16 protein-coding genes are annotated in these 21172 nt (G+C 42.1%); all 16 read right to left on the bottom strand.

What is annotated here, in order from left to right:
• Positions 1–93 precede the first annotated feature (93 nt).
• Entirely contained in the window at positions 94–2211 is a 2118-nt protein-coding gene (gene pnp / locus MHH31_RS08145; RefSeq protein ID WP_007499522.1) for a polyribonucleotide nucleotidyltransferase, read from the bottom strand.
• Between the two features lie 183 nt (positions 2212–2394).
• Complete coding sequence (gene rpsO / locus MHH31_RS08140; RefSeq protein WP_008354438.1) at positions 2395–2664, bottom strand: 30S ribosomal protein S15; 270 nt, start codon at positions 2662–2664, stop codon at positions 2395–2397.
• A 155-nt stretch (positions 2665–2819) separates the two neighbouring features.
• Positions 2820–3770 carry a bifunctional riboflavin kinase/FAD synthetase gene (gene ribF, locus MHH31_RS08135; RefSeq protein ID WP_017359069.1) on the bottom strand — a complete coding sequence of 317 codons (951 nt, stop codon included), beginning with the start codon at positions 3768–3770 and terminating at the stop codon, positions 2820–2822.
• Positions 3771–3788: 18 nt separating this feature from the next.
• Positions 3789–4718, bottom strand: coding sequence for a tRNA pseudouridine(55) synthase TruB (gene truB, locus MHH31_RS08130; RefSeq protein WP_342495432.1), 930 nt, complete (start codon positions 4716–4718; stop codon positions 3789–3791).
• Between the two features lie 68 nt (positions 4719–4786).
• Positions 4787–5137, bottom strand: coding sequence for a 30S ribosome-binding factor RbfA (rbfA, locus tag MHH31_RS08125; RefSeq protein WP_007499525.1), 351 nt, complete (start codon positions 5135–5137; stop codon positions 4787–4789).
• 17 nt (positions 5138–5154) lie between these two features.
• On the bottom strand, positions 5155–5433 hold the full coding sequence (locus tag MHH31_RS08120) for a DUF503 domain-containing protein (protein WP_017359071.1): 279 nt from the start codon (positions 5431–5433) through the stop codon (positions 5155–5157).
• Entirely contained in the window at positions 5430–7550 is a 2121-nt protein-coding gene (gene infB / locus MHH31_RS08115) for a translation initiation factor IF-2 (protein WP_007499526.1), read from the bottom strand. Before infB ends, MHH31_RS08120 begins: the two co-directional genes overlap by 4 nt.
• Positions 7551–7569: 19 nt before the next feature.
• Positions 7570–7872 carry a YlxQ family RNA-binding protein gene (locus MHH31_RS08110; RefSeq protein ID WP_007499528.1) on the bottom strand — a complete coding sequence of 101 codons (303 nt, stop codon included), beginning with the start codon at positions 7870–7872 and terminating at the stop codon, positions 7570–7572.
• Entirely contained in the window at positions 7865–8149 is a 285-nt protein-coding gene (locus MHH31_RS08105; RefSeq protein WP_008344742.1) for a YlxR family protein, read from the bottom strand. The genes MHH31_RS08110 and MHH31_RS08105 overlap by 8 nt, the downstream gene beginning before the upstream one ends.
• Before the next feature lie 15 nt (positions 8150–8164).
• Positions 8165–9280, bottom strand: coding sequence for a transcription termination factor NusA (nusA, locus tag MHH31_RS08100; RefSeq protein WP_007499530.1), 1116 nt, complete (start codon positions 9278–9280; stop codon positions 8165–8167).
• Positions 9281–9312: 32 nt separating this feature from the next.
• Entirely contained in the window at positions 9313–9786 is a 474-nt protein-coding gene (rimP, locus tag MHH31_RS08095) for a ribosome maturation factor RimP (RefSeq protein WP_008344744.1), read from the bottom strand.
• Between the two features lie 241 nt (positions 9787–10027).
• Positions 10028–11158, bottom strand: a complete 1131-nt coding sequence (locus MHH31_RS08090; protein WP_168948683.1) for a cellulase family glycosylhydrolase — start codon at positions 11156–11158, stop codon at positions 10028–10030.
• A gap of 23 nt (positions 11159–11181) precedes the next feature.
• Positions 11182–12408 (bottom strand): endo-1,4-beta-xylanase, encoded by a 1227-nt coding sequence (locus tag MHH31_RS08085; RefSeq protein WP_342495431.1) that lies wholly within the window; start codon positions 12406–12408, stop codon positions 11182–11184.
• A 79-nt stretch (positions 12409–12487) separates the two neighbouring features.
• Complete coding sequence (locus tag MHH31_RS08080; RefSeq protein WP_342495430.1) at positions 12488–14596, bottom strand: glycoside hydrolase family 48 protein; 2109 nt, start codon at positions 14594–14596, stop codon at positions 12488–12490.
• Between the two features lie 17 nt (positions 14597–14613).
• Positions 14614–16464: a glycoside hydrolase family 9 protein gene (locus MHH31_RS08075; RefSeq protein ID WP_342495429.1), complete on the bottom strand. Its 1851-nt coding sequence runs from the start codon at positions 16462–16464 to the stop codon at positions 14614–14616.
• Positions 16465–16883: 419 nt separating this feature from the next.
• A complete protein-coding gene (locus tag MHH31_RS08070) occupies positions 16884–21137 on the bottom strand; it encodes a PolC-type DNA polymerase III (protein WP_234784194.1) in 4254 nt (1417 codons plus the stop codon).
• Between the last annotated feature and the right edge of the window lie 35 nt (positions 21138–21172).

The following is a 21172-nucleotide window of genomic DNA, read 5'->3' as shown; positions in this document are numbered from 1 at the left end:
TGGGGAGAAACAAGCTAGAACTATTGTTACGCGCAAGAAAAGAAAGAAGCCTGGCACGGATACCTGGCTTCTAACACATTTTATTTGTTCTCATTAAGACTGCTTTTCTTCTTTTTCCTTTTCTTCACGTAAAACAGCTTTACGAGAAAGGTTTACACGGCCTTGTTTATCGATCTCAGTGACTTTGACGAGTAGCTCGTCACCAATCTTCACGACATCTTCTACTTTGCCAACACGTTCAAGTGCAAGCTCAGAAATATGAACAAGTCCATCTTTGCCGCTGAAGATTTCAAGGAAGGCACCGAATTTTTCAATTCGTTTTACTTTACCTAGGTAAAGTTGGCCAACTTCAACTTCTCTGACAAGATCTTCAATGATTTTCTTCGCTTTTTGGTTCATGTCTTCTTCAGTAGAAGAGATAAAGATTGTACCGTCTTGTTCAATATCAATTTTCACACCGGTATCTTCAATGATTTTATTGATTTGTTTACCGCTTGGTCCAATGACATCGCGAATTTTATCTGGATTGATTGTCATCGTTAAGATTTTTGGTGCATAACGTGACAATTCTCCTCTAGAAGCTGGAATCGTTGACAGCATGCTATCTAAAATTTCCATTCTTCCTTTTTTCGCTTGTTGAAGTGCTTCTTCTAAAATGTCTTTTGATAGACCATCGATTTTGATGTCCATTTGAAGCGCTGTTACACCTTTAGATGTACCTGCTACTTTAAAGTCCATATCTCCAAGTGCATCTTCCATTCCTTGAATGTCTGTCAGCACTGTGTAGTATTCACCAGATTTAACAAGTCCCATTGCAATCCCTGCAACTGGTGCTTTAATTGGAACACCTGCATCCATCATCGCAAGTGTGCTCGCACAAATACTTGCTTGTGAAGTAGAACCGTTTGATTCTAACACCTCAGACACAAGGCGAACCGTATAAGGGAAATCTTTTTCAGATGGAATGACTGGCTCTAATGCACGTTCGCCTAGCGCACCATGTCCAATCTCACGACGGCCTGGACCACGCATTGGGCCGGTCTCACCAACACTGAATTGCGGGAAGTTATAATGGTGCATGAATCGCTTAGACTCTTCAACACCAAGACCATCAAGAATCTGTACATCACCAAGTGCACCTAATGTACAAATACTGAGTGCCTGTGTTTGGCCTCTTGTAAACAATCCTGAACCGTGCGTTCTTGGAAGAAGTCCTACTTCTGAAGAAAGTGGACGGATTTGATCGACGCCGCGTCCATCTGGACGTACTTTCTCTTCAGTAATAAGGCGGCGAACTTCGTTTTTCACAAGCTTATTTAAGACATCCTTCGCTTGTTTAATCGTTGCTTCGTCACGCTCTTCTTCTTCAAATTTTTGAACAACAGCTTTTTTCACAGCACTGATGGCATCTTCACGAGCATGCTTCTCATGTACTTGAATCGCTTTCAGTAGATCCGCTTCAGCAAGTTGTTTTACTTCCTCTGCTAATGCTTGATCAACTTCATATAAAGGAATATCGATTTTTTCTTTACCGACAGCTTTCACAATTTCTTCTTGGAATTCGATTAAGCGTTTGATCTCTTGATGGCCGTACATGATGGCTTCAAGCATTGTTTCTTCTGGTACTTCATCAGCACCAGCCTCTACCATGTTGATTGCATCTTTTGTTCCAGCTACAACAAGGTTGATATCACTTTGTTCAAGCTGCTCAACATTTGGGTTGATGATGAGTTTTCCATCTACTCGTCCTACTGTCACGCCAGCGATTGGTCCCTCAAATGGAATGTCAGACACACATAAAGCTAAAGATGAGCCAAACATTGCAGCCATTTCAGATGAACAATCTTGATCCACACTCATGACAATACTAATGACTTGTACTTCATTTCTAAATCCATCTGCAAATAGTGGACGGATCGGTCTGTCAATTAAGCGGCTCGCAAGGATTGCTTTTTCACTTGGGCGGCCTTCTCTTTTAATGAAACCACCAGGAATTTTACCAACTGCATATAATCTTTCTTCGTAGTTTACAGTGAGCGGGAAAAAATCAAGTGGTTTTGGTTCTTTAGAAGCTGTTGCTGAGCTAAGCACAGCCGTATCTCCGTAGCGTACGAGAACCGCTCCGTTTGCTTGCTTTGCAAGCTGGCCAGTTTCAACTGTCAGTTGACGTCCAGCCCAGTCTATGGTGAAGACTTGTTTCTCTTGTCCCATTCTGAGATAAACTCCTCTCTTGTCGTAAAGTTTTTAGGTTATTTCTTATTATGAACAAAATGATTTTCACATATCAATGTGAAAGCTGTATGTAGAAGGGTTTTTGCCATTCTTTCAACATTTTAACCATAAAATATTAGTGATTATACGATAAAAAAGCGGGAATCCTCCCGCTTTTTACGATTATCGACGTAAGCCTAGTTTGTTAATTAACTCACGGTAACGAGTTACGTCTTTATTACGTAGATACGTAAGAAGATTACGACGTCTACCTACCATTTTCAAAAGACCGCGACGTGAGTGGTGATCTTTCTTATGAGTACGTAAATGCTCGTTCAAGTTGTTAATTGATTCTGTTAGGACAGCGATCTGAACTTCTGGAGATCCAGTATCAGATTCGTGTGTTTTGAACTCATTAATTAATTGAGTTTTACGCTCTTGAGTAATAGCCATCCTGTTTCACCTCCAAATCATGTTAGCCCCATCTACCTCGCAACCGTCGGTGAAGTCGGCCTGCCAAGTAAGTGGTTTTAAAGCTACAGGAATTATCATACTAAAAATATGCCGATTTTGCAAATGATAGAGCGGTTTTTCTACGATTTTTTTGTTTAATGAAGATGATCTTGAAAAAACTGAATCGCTTCTTCTTTATCTTGACTAATTTGAGCCGTTAATTCTTGGATACCGTTAAATTTTTGTTCACTGCGAATCCGTTTGTACCACTGTAATTTAATCGGTTCACCATAAATTTCTTCGTTAAAATCAAAAAGGTTCACTTCAATCGCAGGCTGATCAGGACGTTTTTCGTAAAATGTTGGTTTGTAGCCAACGTTACAAACACCGTCATACACCTTACCTTTCACTTCCGCTCTCACTGCATATACGCCTGTTGGCGGGATGATGTATTCAGCAGATAAACCAACATTGGCGGTTGGGAAGCCAATCGTGCGTCCTCTTTTATCTCCATGAATCACAATGCCTCGCAGCTGATACGGTTTCCCTAAAAGCTCACTCACATATTCAACGTCTCCATTTTTCAATGCGGAACGTATAAGGGTCGAGCTGACTTTCCGGTCTTGGTTGGAAAGCTTAGGTACAATGGTCGCAGCAATCCGCCCTTTCCCGTATTCGTCAAACGTTTCCATTGTGCCTGCACCAAACCGGCCGAAGGTAAAATCGAAACCAGCGACTGCATGCTTCACATTCAGTTCGTCCAAATATTGATCGACAAACTCTTGAGGAGACAGTGCTGCAAAGCTTTCGCTGAATTGCACAATGTATAAGTAGTCAGCACCTAATTGTTCGATAAAATCAATCTTATCCTCAAGCGGTGTGATTAAGTCTTTTGGTTCACGTGCTTTTTGCAGAACATGTGATGGATGCGGATGAAAAGTCATGACAGCTAGAGCTAAACCCTCTTTTTCCGCAATGTTTTTCGCTGCATCAATCACTTTTTGGTGTCCGAGGTGAACACCGTCAAAATACCCTAAAGCCATCACAGACGGGACTTGATCCTTTTGATTCAATGTATGTGGGTGTGAAATATGTATAGTCTTCACGAGATGGTCACCTTTTCTTTAAGATTGCTTGTCCTGTGATAAAATCTTCGCCGGCTTCATCAGGTTCTGTTTGGTCGGGTGCTTCATATAAATCGCCATACAACGGCCTGAAGGAGCAAAGACAGCGACACGATCTTCCTCTGCAAAATGAGCAAATTCATCAGGCATAGGTAGGACTGCACCGTTTTCCACTTTACTTGCTAATGTATCATTTATCTCCCATTTCGGCAAATGATTGAGCGCACGCTCGATCGGCACAAGATGTTCCTCAACCGTTCCTTCCTCGCTGATCTCCCGCAACTCATCAAGAGTGATACATTCATCTAACGTAAAGTCACCAGATCCTATGCGAATGAGGTGAGACATGTGGGCTGGAAACCCAAGTTTTTTTCCGATATCGACGGCTAACGTTCTCACATATGTGCCTTTTGAACACAGGACGGTGAATCTAAAGGATACCTTTCCATTTTCAAATGTGACAGGTGTTGTCCGCTCGATGCGATGAATGGTAATTTCACGGCTTGGACGTTCAATTTCAATGCCTTGCCTCGCATATTCATAGAGCTTTTTTCCGCCAATTTTGACAGCAGAAAACATGGGGGGGATCTGTTCAATGGTTCCTTCAAATTGTTTCAACACAGCATCAATGTCATCTTCTGACATCGGTACCGGCACCTTTTTTTCATCTACTACTTCACCTGTTTGGTCTTCTGTCGTTGTAGAAAATCCAATGGTGATTTCCGCATCATACGTTTTCGATTTATCTGTTAAGTACTCCACAATTTTTGTCGCTCGTCCAATACAAATAGGCAGAACACCTGAAACCTCTGGATCGAGTGTCCCTGTATGTCCCACTTTTTTTGTGTGTAAAATCTTTCTCACTTTAAACACACAGTCGTGAGAGGTCATGCCTCTTTCTTTATGTAATAAAAGAACACCGTTTTGCACCTGCGTTCTCTCCTTTCATAAACGATGAAAAAGGACAGACGATCATCGCCTATCCTTATTTCAACGTCTTATTCGTGATCTTTTGTATTTAGTTCAGCAATCAGGCTTTCAATTCGGTTACCGTAATCTACAGACTCATCGAATTCAAAGTGAAGCTCTGGTGTTTTGCGAAGTCTGATTCGATTGCCAATTTCAGAGCGGATATACCCTTTCGCCTTTGCAAGGCCTTTTAAGGTTTCCTCTCTTTTCTTCTCGTCGCCAAGAACAGAAATGTAGACTTTGGCAATTTGCAAATCACCGGATACTTCAACATCCGTTACAGTCAAAAAGCCGATTCTTGGATCTTTTAGCTTTCTTCCAAGGATGTCGCCTAATTCTTTTTTCATTTGCTCACCCACACGGGTTGCTCTCATACTCATGATCTTATCACCTCTAGTTAAAACCACTCAGTTTTCGTGATCGTTCGTTCAATTTCCGGAAAAGAATCAATAAAGCTTAACACACGCTGAAGTTCCTTTTCCACTTGAACCCGGGAGGAGGAAATGACGGCGATTCCGATCGAAGTTCGCTGCCATGTATCCTGATAGTCCATTTCAGCAATGGTCACATTGAATTTATGGCGCGTTCTTGTCATGATACGCTGCAGAACCGCACGTTTTTCCTTCAGTGAGGATGCATCATAGATCATACACTCACACTCGGTATAACCGATCATTTTCTTTCGATTTCTTGCATAACGAATGATTCCATGACATCACCTTCACGGATATCATTGTATTTCTTAATGGTAATACCACATTCATAGCCTTGTGAAACTTCTTTCACATCGTCTTTGAATCGTTTTAATACGTCGACTTCACCTTCAAAGATGACGACGCCATCACGAATTAAGCGGATACCACTGTCTCTAGTAATGGTACCTTCAGTGACATAGCCACCAGCAATTGTACCGATTTTTGATACTTTGAACGTTTGACGAACTTCAACTTGACCGATGACTTTTTCTTCATATTCAGGGTCAAGCATCCCTTTCATCGCAGCTTCAATTTCATCGATGACTTTGTAGATGATGCGGTGTAAGCGGATATCTACGTTTTCTGTTTCAGCTGTGCTCTTCGCATTGCCATCAGGACGTACGTTAAATCCGATCACAATCGCATTAGAAGCACTTGCTAAAATGATATCAGATTCTGTAATCGCTCCAACACCCGTATGGATGATTTTCACTTTGACGCCTTCTACTTCAATTTTTTGAAGAGCTGCCGTCAGTGCTTCAGCAGAACCTTGTACGTCTGCTTTTACGATTAAGTTGATATCTTTCACATCACCTTGTTTGATTTGCTCAAATAGGTCATCGAGAGATAATTTCGCTTTGTCTGAACGCTGTTCATCAAGTTGTTTAGACGCACGCGCCTCACCAACTTGACGAGCTGTTTTTTCATCTTTGAATACGAGGAACTGATCCCCTGCATGCGGTACATCATTTAAACCAGTGATTTCAACAGGTGTAGATGGTCCTGCTGTTTTCACGCGGCGTCCAATGTCATTGACCATTGCACGTACACGGCCAAATGTATTTCCGACAACGATTGGGTCACCTACTTGAAGTGTACCAGTTTGAACGAGAAGGGTTGCAACAGAACCTCTTCCTTTATCAAGCTCAGCCTCGATCACAGTTCCTTTTGCCGCACGATTTGGGTTGGCTTTTAGTTCTGCTACTTCGCTGACAAGAAGGATCATTTCGATCAATTCGTCAATGCCTTCACCTGTTTTTGCAGATAGTGGAACGAAAATCGTTTCGCCGCCCCAAGCCTCAGGTACAAGACCATGCTCAGTTAACTCCTGCATCACACGGTCAGGGTTCGCTGTTGGTTTGTCAATTTTATTGACAGCCACAATGATTGGCACCTCTGCCGCTTTTGCGTGGTTGATCGCTTCAATCGTTTGCGGCATGACACCGTCATCTGCTGCAACGACCAAGATCGTCGTATCTGTTACTTCAGCACCGCGTGCTCGCATCGTAGTGAAAGCTGCGTGTCCTGGTGTATCAAGGAACGTGATTTTCTTGCCGTTTTCTTCAATTTGGTATGCACCAATATGCTGCGTAATTCCACCCGCTTCGCCTTCAACAACTTTCGTTTTACGAATGCTGTCAAGAAGCGTTGTTTTCCCGTGGTCAACGTGTCCCATGATCGTTACTACTGGAGGGCGTACTTGCATATCTTCTTCTTTATCTTCAACTTCATACTTTTCAAGTTCAGTTTCTTCTAAAATGATCACTTCTTCTACTGGAACACCATATTCAGAAGCAATTAATTCAACTGTATCTTTGTCGAGCTCTTGGTTGATCGTAGCCATGACACCAAGCATCATCAGTTTTTTGATGATTTCAGCAGTTTCTTTGCCAAGCTCGTCAGCAAGCTGGCCGACTGTCATTGAATTTGTAAATTCAATTTTTTCAGGAAGCTCTTTTTTCGGCTTCACAGGTCTTGCTTGCTGATGCTGCGCCTTGTTGTTGCCGCCACGTTTATTTTTGTTTTTGTTTTGGTTGTTGTTTTTTTTGTTTTTATTAAATTGATTATTCTGCACGTCATTCTTCTTTCTATCATTGTTTTTGTTAGATGATTGTTTTTTTTGTTCTGCGGGTTTCTCGTTAGCTGTCTCTTTTGCTTTGGCTTTTTTATAGATAGCGTCTAGCTTTTTCACAGTGTCGTCTTCAAGCGTCGCCATGTGGTTGTTCACTTCCACGTTCATATCCTTAAGCGCTGCTATAATATCTTTACTTGAAACATCTATGGCTTTTGCGTATTCATATACTCTCACTTTAGCCATTCGTTCACCCCCAAATAAATTAATCGAGCAAGCTTATGAGCTTCTTAGCGAAGCCTTGGTCAGTGACAGCGACAACTACGCGAGCTTCCTTCCCTATAGAACGTCCGAGAACGGAACGGTCTTCAACTTTTCTAACCGGAACATTGTAAAATTTGCATTTGTCAGATACCTTTTTCTCTGTGTTGGATGAGGCATCTGCTGCAAGAAGAACCAGCTTAGCACGCGCATGTCTAATTTCTTTGATCACCAGATCTTCTCCTGACACGACTTTACGAGCTCGATTTGCTAGACCAAGCAAAGGATACCATTCAGATTCAGTCATTAGGTTTTTTCACCTTTTCAGCTAGTTCTAGTAATTCTTCAAAAATGTGTTCGTCAATCTGTGTCTGAAATTGCTGCTGTAAACTACGTTTGTTCTTCGCCGCAAGAATGGTTTCTTTATCGAGAGAAAGGTAAGCGCCGCGCCCGTTCATTTTTCCGGTTGCGTCAACAGACACTTCCCCTTCTTTTGAACGAACAACGCGAATCAGTTCTTTCTTTGGTTTCATTTCTCCCGTCACGACGCATTTTCTAAGCGGGATTTTTTTTCGGCTTTTCACCTTTTATATCACCTCTTATTCGTCAGATTCCTCAGCTACTGGTTCAGCCTCTAAGAAAAGAGATTCAGAGTCTTCAGTTCTTGGGAAAATACCGAGTTCTCTTGCATCTGTTTCGCTTTTAATGTCAATCTTCCAGCTCGTTAGTTTCGCTGCAAGACGCGCATTTTGACCTCTTTTGCCAATGGCTAATGACAGCTGATAATCAGGGACAATGACAGTTGTCGCCTTATCTTCTTCATTTACAATGACATCAAGAACTTTTGATGGACTTAACGCATTGGCAACAAATTCAACAGGGTCATTAGACCAATGAACAATGTCAATTTTTTCGCCTTTCAGCTCATTGACAATTGCTTGTACACGCTGACCTTTAGGTCCTACACAAGAACCAACTGGATCAACATCAGGATCATCTGTACGAACAGATATTTTAGAACGGTCCCCTGCTTCTCTAGCGACAGATTTAAGCTCTACAGTACCATCATAAATTTCTGGGACTTCGATTTCAAATAAACGCTTTAAAAGACCTGGGTGTGTTCTTGATACATAAATTTGTGGTCCTTTTGTTGTTTTTTCTACTTTCGTAATGAACACTTTAATGCGGTCATGTGGTTTGTAGTCCTCATTTGGCATTTGTTCATTGACCGGAAGAAGGGCTTCGATTTTGCCAAGTGACACGTAAATGAATTTACTGTCAATTCGCTGAACGATTCCCGTCATGATGTCTTCCTCACGATCGATAAACTCAGTGTAAATCACACCTCGCTCTGCTTCTCTCACTCGCTGCGTCACGACTTGTTTCGCTGTCTGAGCTGCAATGCGTCCGAAATCTTTTGGTGTGACTTCAATTTCAACCACGTCACCAACCATGTAATTCGGGTTGATATTTGCTGCATCATCTACAGAGATTTCAAGACGAGAATCATACACTTCATCTACAACATCTTTTCTTGCGAATACGCGAATCGTTCCCGTTTCACGGTTTAAATCAACACGCACATTTTGTGCTTGGTTAAAATTACGCTTGTATGCAGAAATGAGTGCAGCTTCTATCGCTTCAATAATAATTTCTTTACTAATGCCCTTCTCTTTCTCAAGAACAGTCAGGGCATCTAACAACTCACTACTCATTTTTATGGTTCCCCCTTATATCAATGAAAAGGTTAATTGAACGAAACTGCTAATCTTGCGTTAGCAATTTTTTCGTATGGAATATTGATCTCTTTCTTTCTTGTCTTGATCTTCACTGTCACTGTTGCAATCTCACCATCAAAGCTTGTAAGCTCACCTTCAAATGCCTTTTCACCATCAATTGGTTCGTATGTTTTCATGAAAACATTTTTTCCAAGTGCTTTTTCAAAATCAGCTTTTTTCTTTAATGGGCGCTCCGCTCCAGGAGAGGACACTTCAAGAAAGTAGTTTTGGCTAATTGGATCTGCCTCATCAAGCTTTTCGCTCAAGGCTTCGCTCACTTTGGCACACTCCTCGATATCGACGCCTTTGTCAGAGTCAATAAATACGCGAAGGAACCAGTTTTGACCCTCTTTGACAAATTCAACATCAACGAGTTCAAGCTGTAAGCCATCTAAAATTGGCTGCACCATGTCGCTTACGATATCCACTACTTTTTTGCTCATTCTCTTCCTCCTTGTGCTTTCGATAAACGCTCTTATCAATCATTCTGCATAAAAACCCTGCTTTATTGTGAGCAGGGGGAGCAGAAAACGGATGAATAATGTCGAGACAAAAATTGCCTGTTCAATACAAAAGAGCGGGTTTCCCCACTCTTGTCTCGGTAATCGTTAGCATTTCCATAAAAACTATACCATATCCAATTTTTTTATGCAAATGAAGTTCCTTATAAACAGGCATTCTTCATCAGTTCTTTTCATTCATTCTTTTGGCGTGTTCACGAATGATTCCTGCCTCCCGGCTCTCCTTTAAAACTCGAAAACCGTCATAATCCGGGTAGAGGGAATCATCGTCTTGAATGCTTGTTAAAATCCAAAATTGGCTACCTGCGCCTCCGAGCTGTTCAATTGTCTTCAGCCAGCTATCATATACATCAGGACGGGCTGCTTGATTTTGATAGCCAAACTCTTCTAATACAACAGGTTTTCCAATTGCGTTTCCTCGGGTGATATGATCTTTTATCCATTTCACTCCCCATGCAGCAGACTGATTCCAGTGATCAGGGTATAAATGATAGGTTCCATAATCAATATGAGGGAGAGCAGTCAAACGATCCCAATCAACACCTTCTCCCCCACTGTAAAACCAATCGTCATGACCTGTCATGCGAAAGAACCCTTCGTCTCCTACTGCAACAAGGTGATTCGAGTCAATTGATTTGATCCATGCACTCATTTCATCTGCCCAGTTTACTAGTATATCTCCCGAAGGGTCTGACTGAGCGCGCGGCTCATTGGCGAGCTCCCATGTCATAATAGCAGGATCATCTTTATATTGAACACCTGAGTACGTATTGGTTCTCTCTAATACATAGCGCACATAGTTTTTGTAAGCTGTTTTAATCCGAGAATCTGTATAAAAGTGATCATGTGATCCTGCCTGAAACCACTTCACATATTGATTCATCCCGCCAAAGTCATCCCAATTGTTCACGAGCGGGATGACCAGCTTGATTCCTTCCTGCCCTGCTTTATAAATCGCATAGTCTAGTTTTTGAAAACCGGATTCTTCATAAACACCTGGACGAGATTGTAAGACTGAGTTTTCTTGAGGGGTACCATCGTGAAATCCCCAAATACGAATAACTTTTAAATCCATTGCCTTCATATCGTCAAAAACAGCATCTACCATCTTTTTTGATTTGTAATGGAAATAATAATTATTTGTGCCAGCAAAGTAAAATGGGTGGTTGTTCAATACAAAATGTGTACCAGATGTTTGCACATAGGAGGAGGCCTTTACAGTCAGAGTGAACCAACCCGCCCATAAAGTGATCAGCAGCATAAAACAAGCCACCCGTTGAACCCATTTTTTCATTCCATTCTCCTCCTCACAATCTCTTATTCTACTGGTACGATGATATCTAGTTGAAGCGGTGTTTGTTTAGTTGAATCAAGTTCAATCGTCTGCTGCTGCAACATTTTACTTTCTTCACCAATTCGAACCTCATACGTCCCGTGAAACGCTGGACATGTCACTTGGCCATTCGCATCTGTTTTTTCCACTCTTTGTGTCGTCCACTCCTGTAGAAGCTTTTCATAACGCCTGCCTGCTTCATTTAACGACCAATCATGATTCACGATGGCTGCGTGCTCACCTCTCCAATGAGCACCCGCCCAAAATCCCCACATCAGCACACCTTTTACGGCTGGATGACTAAAGGCAACCCGATATAAAGCTTCTAAGTTATCCGCTCGTCTATTGGCATCCGGATGAACAGAGTCATACTCTGTCACCCATATCGGTAGACCAAGCTCAGCAAGCACATCTAGTCTTTGTTTTACAACGACTGGATCCACTCGATCTTCAAAGTGACCTTGAACTCCAATGGCCTCAACTGGTGCCCCCAACTGACGAAGTTCATTGATATGTGCTTTATATGCGTGATGTTCGCCGTATGAGATTACATTATAATCATTGACAAACAGCAAGGCTTGAGGATCAATTTTTTTCGTTTCTTCATACATCCATTTCCAAATCTGTTTCCCAAACCGGTCTTTAAAAAATGAACCATGCATCATTTCGTTGTTTACATCCCAATGACGGAATTTCCCTTTGAAATGATTGCCTGCATGCTCAAGCCGCCTTTTCATGGCTTCATATACTTCATGATTCGGTAATGATTTCAGCCAGTTTGGATTGGCATCCTCTACCTCCCAAAATAAGGCGTGCCCCCTCACTGGAATTTGGTGTCTATTGGCAAAATTCAGCATGGCATCTGCTTTTTCGTATGTTATTTTCCCTCTTTCAGGCTCATTTGCATACCATTTTGCCTCATTTTCAAACACAGCCCAATTAAAATGTTGAACAAAAAAATCAGCATACGATTGATTGAATAGTACTTGGTCATTCATTGCTGAACCAAATGCAAATTCATGTCTGATTTGTTTTATTTCCACCTCTATTCCGGCAACTGGCTTTTGTTCCTTATTGATGACGTTTATGACAAGCTCTCTTTGTCTATGTTGTAAGATTCGATTATTTGCTTCTTTTCTCCAGCTTTGATTTTCTTGTTCCTGTGATCCGCCATTCGATGAATGATTCATAAATTCTTTCTTATTAACCATGATGACATCACCTTTGCTTTCACTTCATTTATCTCATGAGAAGACCGCCGACTAAAAAAGCCGGCAGCTGCACTAAGTTCTATTCGTTTATGAGACGATGGTATTCTGCATAAGCCGTAGCCATATCAACTTGCGACCAGAAACGGTGATAGGTAAAACTTGGCGCTCCGTTTTCCCATTTGCCTGTCGCTTCATTAAAAGATGCTTGATATTTACTCTCCAGGGCTGACCAAGCTGGGTCTTGCTTGATTTTCGGACGAAGATCTGCAAAGCTCGTATACACTCCGTTACCTCCTCGCTGCGGGTCAGAAGGAATGGTGCTGGAACCAGGGATCTGATTTCCTTGACCAAATGTTCCATTCCAGCCATTTGGGAAGTACACTTCTTTTTTAAAGAAACGGTGGTAGTCTTCTCTGTCTTCCTCTGTCACAATCCCTACACCATCATTGTAATTCCAAGCGACCTCAAGGAGCTGTGCCGCTGTCTCTTTTGCTCTTATGCCAAGTGCTGTGTAGTTTCCTGTCTCTTTCTGTGTTGCAGCAGCAAAGAATGTGAGTGCTTTGATTAGACTGCCCAGTACACCAGTATCTTGAGTAGGATCTTTTGTAACTGCCGTTAAATTTGGATTACCTGTTGCAGATTGGAATCCACTCCAAGTGTCAGGCTGGCCGCTCCATTCTATATTCCCAGGAATCCAAAACTCTCCAGGTGCACTCGTCGTAGCAACAGCAACATTTGTCCCCCCTAGAATCCTTTGACCCTGACCATCTAAAAAATACCCATCTTGATCCGACACAGGACGAGTGCCAATAAAAATATAATCTAGTGAATAGTTGACCCATTTTGTGATGACAGATTTGGCCATTTGGAAATTTTCAGATGTTTTGTCGCCATCTTTTGCAAAGATATAATAAAGCTCTGCTACACGCTCAATCGGCCATGCTTGCATTCCAAACCAATTATTGGACGGAGGATCATGGTAAACAGGCGCATCTTCATAAGCCATATCATAAAATGTACTTCTTCCTGCTGGATAAGCGCTATAGTCTCCATTCCAGCTGTTGGTAGCACCTCCTGCAATCGCTCCCTCTTTTGATTGAAGCCAGACGTAAAATTCAAGCTGTCTCTTTAACGTCTTTTCCCAATCACTTGCAGCAGTCGGTGACGATGGCTTTAAGCCTCCCTTATCTGAGGATAAAGCGTAGGCAGCGACTGGGTTTTGATACCCTTGATGACAATGGCTCGCACCGATACGCCATGACCAATTCGCATATTCTCCAAGTCCCCCGCCCCAAGAGGTGTACCACGCCATTAAGTGATGACATGCACTTTTTCCATTTCCAGGATACGGATTACCTTGCTTGCCGCTTCCAATTGTTTGAAAATATTTATCGTACATTCCGTAACGAAGAAAATCACCCATCTTTTTCGCTTTATCAAGATAGACTGACCCATTATAGCCAAGTTCCTTTGCCCAATACATCGCCTGTATTGCACGCGCATCAGCATCCGTCGCATTTGTATAGCGCCACTGGGCGGCGGGCGCTTGATTTTCTTTTGTGAACAAGCTCATGAAACCTTCATTGGGCTTTCCGGCCGTTTTATCATCTTGTGATGGATGAGGGATGGCCTCCCATACGGATTCTTGCGGACCCCGCTGAAATGTGTTTACATATGTGGCTGTATGTGATGGGTTGAGCAAATTCCCATATTCATACCAGTTGTCTACATCAAGAAGCCAGTGCATTAAATACGTTTCATTCGTTCCGTAAGTTGACCTCAGTTCTTGATCAATTGGATCTTGACCAGCAGGGCGAGCACCCGTCAACTGGCTCGGATATTGATCTGGATATGGCTTTTCTGAAGCGTATGTGGCTGGGCTGGATGGATTGTAAGAACTCATATGCGGCTGTTCGTCATGTCCATCTTCGTTTACTGGAATGATAAACTTCTCCATATTATCCCAAGCCGCTTCTAGTTTGCTCCAATCGCCTGTGTAGTGACCATACAATGCTTCAAGCCATAACCAATAGCTGTAAGCTTCTGAAGTTGTCATATGCCCGTAATCAGGTGCCTCACAAATGAGTGTCTCAACGGAATGATACGGAATGCCTTCTTTTGAAAAATATCCATTCGTCTCGTTTTTCATTTGATGATAAAGTGTTAAAAACCGTTCTTTATTTGTCATGTCCTCACCCTTTATATTTATTTATTCGGAAGCGTACCAAATACTAAATCACCTTGATCAAAAACAGGAATTCTCGCTGTTTTTTGCATATTGGATGTTAATCCTTGAAAGGAATAATCATTTGAGGCATCCCATATATTCGCACCATTTGGCGCAGATAACCGGAACTGTATTTCCTTCTTATGAAGCGATTCGCCTCCTGGAAAAATAGCTACGCCAGTAAAATCGATTTCTGTAAAATAGATATGGGATGATGCGTCATACACCGTTAACGGAGATAAGGAAGCGCCTTCATTGTAGACAGCTGTCACTTGAATATCTTTATCAGTGAATCCCTTCGCAAATATCTCGCTCAGATTGACATAATATCTAAAAGAAAGTGATTGACTACTTCTGGCCGGCCAGCCTGATCGATTGTATAAAATGGCTTTGATCTGAGTAGATGTTGTATCGTTACTCATGACAGCTGCCTCTACAAAAAACTCATCTTCCACTTTTTCTTTAGGCGGAAAATTCGGCAGCTTTGACTGCCCTTGACCAAACAGCTGCACCATTTTGGCTACATTTCCAGTAAAGGCGGCATTATAGTCTGTTGCTACCTCGTTTGATACATAGTCAGAGATGTCATCGGTATACTGATCCTGTGCATTAGGCCCCCCAACAAGCGCTCCATAAAGCGTGTGCCGATGAGAAGAAGGAGTTGTCAGCTGATTAGACCATGAGCCATGTGCAGTTCGATGGTGTGGATGCATCGGCGGATTTTTGCCAAACCCAACGACATAGCTTCTATTTTGCGGATTATCCCCTAACATATAGTGTGTTTGCCTGATCGCAAACATTTGGTATCGATTCTTTTTTTCTTGATCAGAGACCCAATCTGCGTACACAAACGCTAAAAATGCAGCATTTGCTGTATAACGAAGTGAACCCCATTGATCTAACCACGCTAGTCCGCCAGGCGTATAAGTGATTCTTTCTACTTTTCCATTTTGAACAAAACCCGTCGACCAGTAATCGAGATTACGCTCCGTCGATTCGATAAACCTTTTCTCCTTTGTGATTCTCGCAAGTAAAATTTGCGAAGCAAAAAAGGTATTGTCCCACGACATCGTAAACGTATAGTCCCAATCCTTCGGCCATTCTTCTACTGCTTTTAGTGCTTTGTTTAAATAGGTCTGGTCATTTGTCGCCAAGTAGAGCCATATTCCACCCCAAATGAGCTCATCAATATAGCCACTCCAAGAGTTATAAAATGGCTGCGCATTGGTGACACAATCTGTATACTCACCGCGATATTGGTCAGCAAATGCATAAAGCTGTTTTGCATGGGTGAGAAGCTTTGCTGCATAAGGCGCATCAGTTTCTTTAAAAATAATTGAACCTGCTGCTAAAGCGGCTGCGGTTTGGGCGGCCACTTCTGTTCCTGGACAATGTTCATCAATTTTAAATGCTGGCCGGTTCATCGGCATCACTTCTGCTGGACCCCACCAGCCATGATCTGCGTTCCCATCGCCTACTTGTGCCCAAAATTCATTTGGACCTGTATGGGCTTTCAAAAAATAATCGGTTGCCCACTTGATTTGATCTAACATATCATCAAGCAGCTCTGCCTCTTCGTAAGCTTCTCGGTACTCATAGACTGTCCATGCAAGCACGGCTGCCGAGTAAGCCATCGGAAGTCCGAACTTCACATGATCACCAGCATCGTACCAGCCGCCTGTTAAATCATGACCAACATCTTTCCCATCCTCTAGTCCAGAATCCCCTCGCCAGTTAAGACGATTGCTTTCAGGAAGCTTTCCGGAACGCTGGGCTTCGTAAAACAAAATGGATTTTTGAAGCACCTCTACATAGTTGTAATCTGACATGTACCTACTTCTCACCCCTTCATTTTTCTTAAACGTGAAACATTGAACAAGAAATGACCACCTCCTTGTTATTCCGTTCGTGTTTTGTACAGTGTTGAAAAGAATCAAGCGTGTTTCAAAAATGTGCATAGTAAACAGCCATCAGCTTGACGCTCACCGAGGGTTTTCTCCTGATTCTTCATGTGACTGTACCCAAAATGATCATATGTCGTATGAGAACATTTCAGACGGCTAAATTCTCTTTTTTGCTCTATTTGGGTAGAAAGAATGACATACAATCTCTTCTCTCAAAACACGACGTTAAATCAAGATATATGAAACAACAAGAAAATAATTCCAGTTAAAATATTTAGTTAACATAATAATATTATTGTATATACAAAAAGAACGCCCTTTAAGGGCGCTCCTCATTTTTCACATTAGAACAAAGAAAGCTGGTTTTGATCAGGAAGTGCTTCTAAGCAACCTTGACGATCCAAATACTCAAGGATGGTCTTAGACACTTTTCCTCGTTTTTGTAAATCTTCTTTTGAAAGGAATTCACCATCTTGGCGTGCGCGTACAATATTTAACGCAACGTTTGTTCCGAGTCCAGGGATGGAGTTGAATGGCGGGATTAGCCCGTCTCCATCAATGATAAACTCAGTGGCACTTGACCGGTATAGGTCTACTTTTTTAAAGTGATAGCCTCTTTCACACATTTCAAGTGCAAGCTCTAGTACAGTTAATAGGTTCTTCTCTTTCGGTGATGCATCAAGACCTTTTGAGTTAATATCGTCCATGACCGCTCGAATCGCATTCGATCCTTTTGTCATCGTTTCGATATCAAAATCATCAGCACGAACGGTAAAATAAGCCGCATAGTACAGAAGTGCATGGTGCACCTTGAAATAAGCAATCCGAACGGCCATTAATACATAAGCAGCCGCGTGGGCTTTAGGGAACATGTATTTAATCTTTTTACAAGAATCAATGTACCAGTTCGGTACGTTATTATTCTTCATTTCTTCTTCCCATTCAGGAGGAAGTCCCTTCCCTTTACGAACAGATTCCATGATTTTAAAGGCAAGTGACGGCTCTAAACCTTGATAAATCAGATAGACCATAATATCATCACGACAGCCAATCACTTCGCTTAGTTCACACGTTTTATTATGAATCAGCTCTTGGGCGTTGCCGAGCCATACATCTGTACCGTGAGATAGACCAGAGATCTGAACAAGCTCCGAGAAGGTGGTCGGTTTTGTATCTTCAAGCATCTGACGAACAAACCTTGTGCCAAACTCTGGGATCCCAAGTGTTCCCGTTTTACATCCAATTTGTTCTTCTGTGACACCGAGAGGTTCCGTTCCTTGGAAGATTTTCATGACCTCAGGATCATCTGTCGGAATCGTTTTTGGGTCAATTCCGCTCAAGTCCTGAAGCATCCGAATGACCGTTGGATCATCGTGTCCAAGAATATCTAGTTTCAGTAAGTTATCATGGATTGAATGGAAATCAAAATGCGTCGTTTTCCAATCAGAACCTGTCGCATCTGCTGGATATTGAATTGGTGAGAAATCGTAAATGTCCATATAATCCGGCACGACGATAATACCGCCTGGATGTTGGCCCGTTGTCCGTTTGACGCCCGTACAGCCCTGTACGAGCCGGTCAATTTCAGCACCTCTCATATGAAGGTTATGATCTCCTGCGTAGCCTTTCACATAACCATATGCCGTTTTTTCTGCAACGGTACCGATTGTACCTGCGCGGTATACATACTCTTCACCAAACAGCTCTTTCGTATAGTTATGGGCAATCGGCTGATATTCTCCTGAGAAGTTCAAGTCGATATCGGGCACTTTATCTCCTTTAAAACCTAAGAACGTTTCAAACGGAATATCGTGTCCGTCTTTTTTATACGGCGTCCCGCATTCAGGACAGTCTTTATCAGGAAGGTCAAATCCTGAGCCAACCGATCCGTCATTAAAGAACTCAGAGTGCTTGCAACTTGGACATACATAGTGCGGTGCAAGCGGGTTTACTTCTGTAATCTCTGTTAATGTCGCAACGAGAGATGAACCAACTGATCCCCTTGAACCAACTAGATATCCATCATCAAGTGATTTCTTAACAAGCTTATGAGAAATTAAATAAATAACAGCGAAACCGTGACCAATAATACTCTTTAATTCTTTCTCAATCCGGTCTTCTACAATTTTCGGTAAATCGTCACCGTAGATGCTACGAGCCATGTTATAGCTCATTTCCCGAATTTCTTCATCTGCACCTTCGATTTTTGGTGTATAAAGATCGTCTTTGATTGGTTTAATACTTTCGACCATCTCAGATACTTTTTGCGTATTCGTCACGACAATCTCTTTCGCCTTCTCGTCTCCAAGGAAAGAGAATGCTTCTAGCATTTCATCAGTTGTTCTAAAATGAACTTTTGGCAGTTCATGACGATTAAGCGGATTCGCCCCGCCTTGTGATGAAATTAATATTTTGCGATAAATTTTGTCTTCTGGATGCAGGTAGTGCACATTTCCAGTCGCCACGACTGGTTTATTCAGTTTTTCACCAAGTTTCACAATGTTTGTGATGATCTCTTTTAATGCACGTTCATCCCGAACAAGCTCCAGCTGGAGTAAATGCTGATACACTTCTGGCGGATGAACTTCTAAATAGTCGTAAAATGCGGCAATGTCTTCTACCTCATCAGGTGACTTCTGCATCATCCCTTCAAACACTTCACCCTTATCACAAGCAGACCCAACAATTAAACCTTCTCGATATTTCTCAAGCTGTGAGCGAGGGATACGCGGCACGCGGTAGAAATAATGAATATGAGAAAGTGAAACAAGCTTAAATAAATTCTTTAGACCCGTCTCATTTTGTGCAATCACTGTTGCATGGTAAGGACGTGAGCGCTGATACGCATTGGACTGCCCCATGTTTTCATTTAATTGATCGTGGTAAGCAATCTCTTTTTCAGCCGCATCTTTTAGCATCTTCAGCATGAGGTAACCAGTTGCTTCTGCATCATAAATCGCCCGGTGATGCTGCGTGAGTTCAATATCAAACTTTTTACACAGGGTGTTCAGCCGGTGATTTTTAAATTCAGGATAAAGGAATCGGCCGAGTTCTAATGTATCAATGACAGGGTTTGACGCTTTATCTGTTTTTAACAGTCGCTTATATGCTGCATTTAAAAAGCCCATATCAAAGCTCGCATTGTGAGCAACAAGGATATCTTGTCCAATCCACTCTTTGAAATCTCGAACAACATCGACCACATCTGGTGCATCTCTCACCATGTCGTCCGTGATACCGGTTAGTTCAATGGTTGTTGCTGATAACGGATGATGAGGGTTTGCAAATGCCTCAAAGCGGTCAATGATTTCCCCGCCTTTGATTTTCACAGCTGCAAGCTCAATGATCGTATCATACACAGCAGAGAGTCCCGTTGTCTCAACATCAAATACGACAAACGTCGCATCTTCTAACAAGCGGTGCTCTGGATTATACGCAATCGGTACCCCGTCATCGACTAAATTGATTTCCACCCCGTACATCATTTTGATGCCATGCTTTTTACTTGCTGCATACGCATCTGGAAAGGATTGTACAACGGCGTGATCTGTCAGGGCAATGGCCTCATGCCCCCATTTTTTTGCTTGTTCAACAAGTCTACCGATGCCAGTGACAGCATCCATCTGGCTCATTGGCGAATGCAAATGAAGCTCAACACGCTTTTCTCCCTCTGGTGCAGTATCTTCTTTCAGCTGAGGTTTCATTTCATTGACGTCATTTGCGATCATGACAAGATCTCTCACAAACGTATCGTTTTGAATGCTTCCTCTTGCTTTGACCCACATCCCTTTTTTCAAGGATTTCATGAGCTGAGCATCTTCTTTTTCTCTCGCAAACATTTTGATCAAAATACTATTCGTATAATCGGTAATTTTAAAGATACAAAGGGTTCTACCGCTTTTTAGTTCGCGCGTTTCTGCATCAAACACGTATCCTTGGACGGTGATTCGTCTTTCTTCGTCCATAATACTATCAAGCGTACGTATTTCTTCATTGTCTTTGATTTGATAGCCAATCATCAGAGGGCCAGAAGGGGCTTCCTCTTGATCCTCACTTTCCTTCTTCTCCATCTCAACAAGGGCTTGCATGGCTCTTTCTTGATCTTCAGCAAGTTTTTGTTCTCTGAACTTCTGAATCTCTTGATCTGATACAAAAATTTCTGTATCAAATTGAAGTTCTGGAAAACCGACTTGTTTAAATGCAGCCTGAAGCATTGGGCTATATTTCTTTTTGATGGCCAAAGCCTCAGTTTCGCTTTTTGTTTTGATGATGATCTTATGTCCAGACAGCGCTGGTTTTTGCTGTTGAAGCAAGCTGATGATTGGGGGAGAAATTCCTTGAAGCTCTTCCACACAATGTGACCAATACGATTGAACGAGCTCTTCAGATATGTGCGGATCATTGACTTCAATCGTACAAGTGACTTGTGCGATATGAGAAAATGCATTTGTCAGCCTGCTTAAAAACATTGCATATACTTTGTAAGGCAAAAGTGCCTTAAATTTAAAAAGGAAATGCCACGTTTTTGCCGCCTTATGCACCGTCAATTTGACGATCTCGCCTTCTTCAAAGTAACGGCTGAGGTCATCATCTGTCATTTGAATCTGATTGAGTAATATATGAAATTGCCGCC

Source organism: Bacillus sp. FSL K6-1033 (assembly GCF_038630765.1).
Classification (GTDB): Bacteria; Bacillota; Bacilli; order Bacillales; family Bacillaceae; genus Bacillus; species Bacillus altitudinis.
The sequence above is the reverse complement of the archived record's forward strand: the minus strand, read 5'-3'. Positions and strand labels throughout refer to the sequence as shown.

Bases quoted from the DNA above. Each gene is read 5' to 3' on its own strand.
- infB (WP_007499526.1), bottom strand. From the start codon at position 7,550: ATGGCTAAAGTGAGAGTATATGAATACGCAAAAGCCATAGATGTTTCA.
- MHH31_RS08070 (WP_234784194.1), bottom strand. From the start codon at position 21,137: ATGACAGATGATGACCTCAGCCGTTACTTTGAAGAAGGCGAGATCGTC.
- MHH31_RS08075 (WP_342495429.1), bottom strand. From the start codon at position 16,464: ATGTCAGATTACAACTATGTAGAGGTGCTTCAAAAATCCATTTTGTTT.
- pnp (WP_007499522.1), bottom strand. From the start codon at position 2,211: ATGGGACAAGAGAAACAAGTCTTCACCATAGACTGGGCTGGACGTCAA.
- MHH31_RS08110 (WP_007499528.1), bottom strand. From the start codon at position 7,872: ATGACTGAATCTGAATGGTATCCTTTGCTTGGTCTAGCAAATCGAGCT.
- MHH31_RS08080 (WP_342495430.1), bottom strand. From the start codon at position 14,596: ATGACAAATAAAGAACGGTTTTTAACACTTTATCATCAAATGAAAAAC.
- rimP (WP_008344744.1), bottom strand. From the start codon at position 9,786: ATGAGCAAAAAAGTAGTGGATATCGTAAGCGACATGGTGCAGCCAATT.
- MHH31_RS08085 (WP_342495431.1), bottom strand. From the start codon at position 12,408: ATGGTTAATAAGAAAGAATTTATGAATCATTCATCGAATGGCGGATCA.
- rbfA (WP_007499525.1), bottom strand. From the start codon at position 5,137: ATGAGTATGAGAGCAACCCGTGTGGGTGAGCAAATGAAAAAAGAATTA.
- nusA (WP_007499530.1), bottom strand. From the start codon at position 9,280: ATGAGTAGTGAGTTGTTAGATGCCCTGACTGTTCTTGAGAAAGAGAAG.
- rpsO (WP_008354438.1), bottom strand. From the start codon at position 2,664: ATGGCTATTACTCAAGAGCGTAAAACTCAATTAATTAATGAGTTCAAA.
- MHH31_RS08120 (WP_017359071.1), bottom strand. From the start codon at position 5,433: ATGATCGGTTATACCGAGTGTGAGTGTATGATCTATGATGCATCCTCA.
- MHH31_RS08090 (WP_168948683.1), bottom strand. From the start codon at position 11,158: ATGAAAAAATGGGTTCAACGGGTGGCTTGTTTTATGCTGCTGATCACT.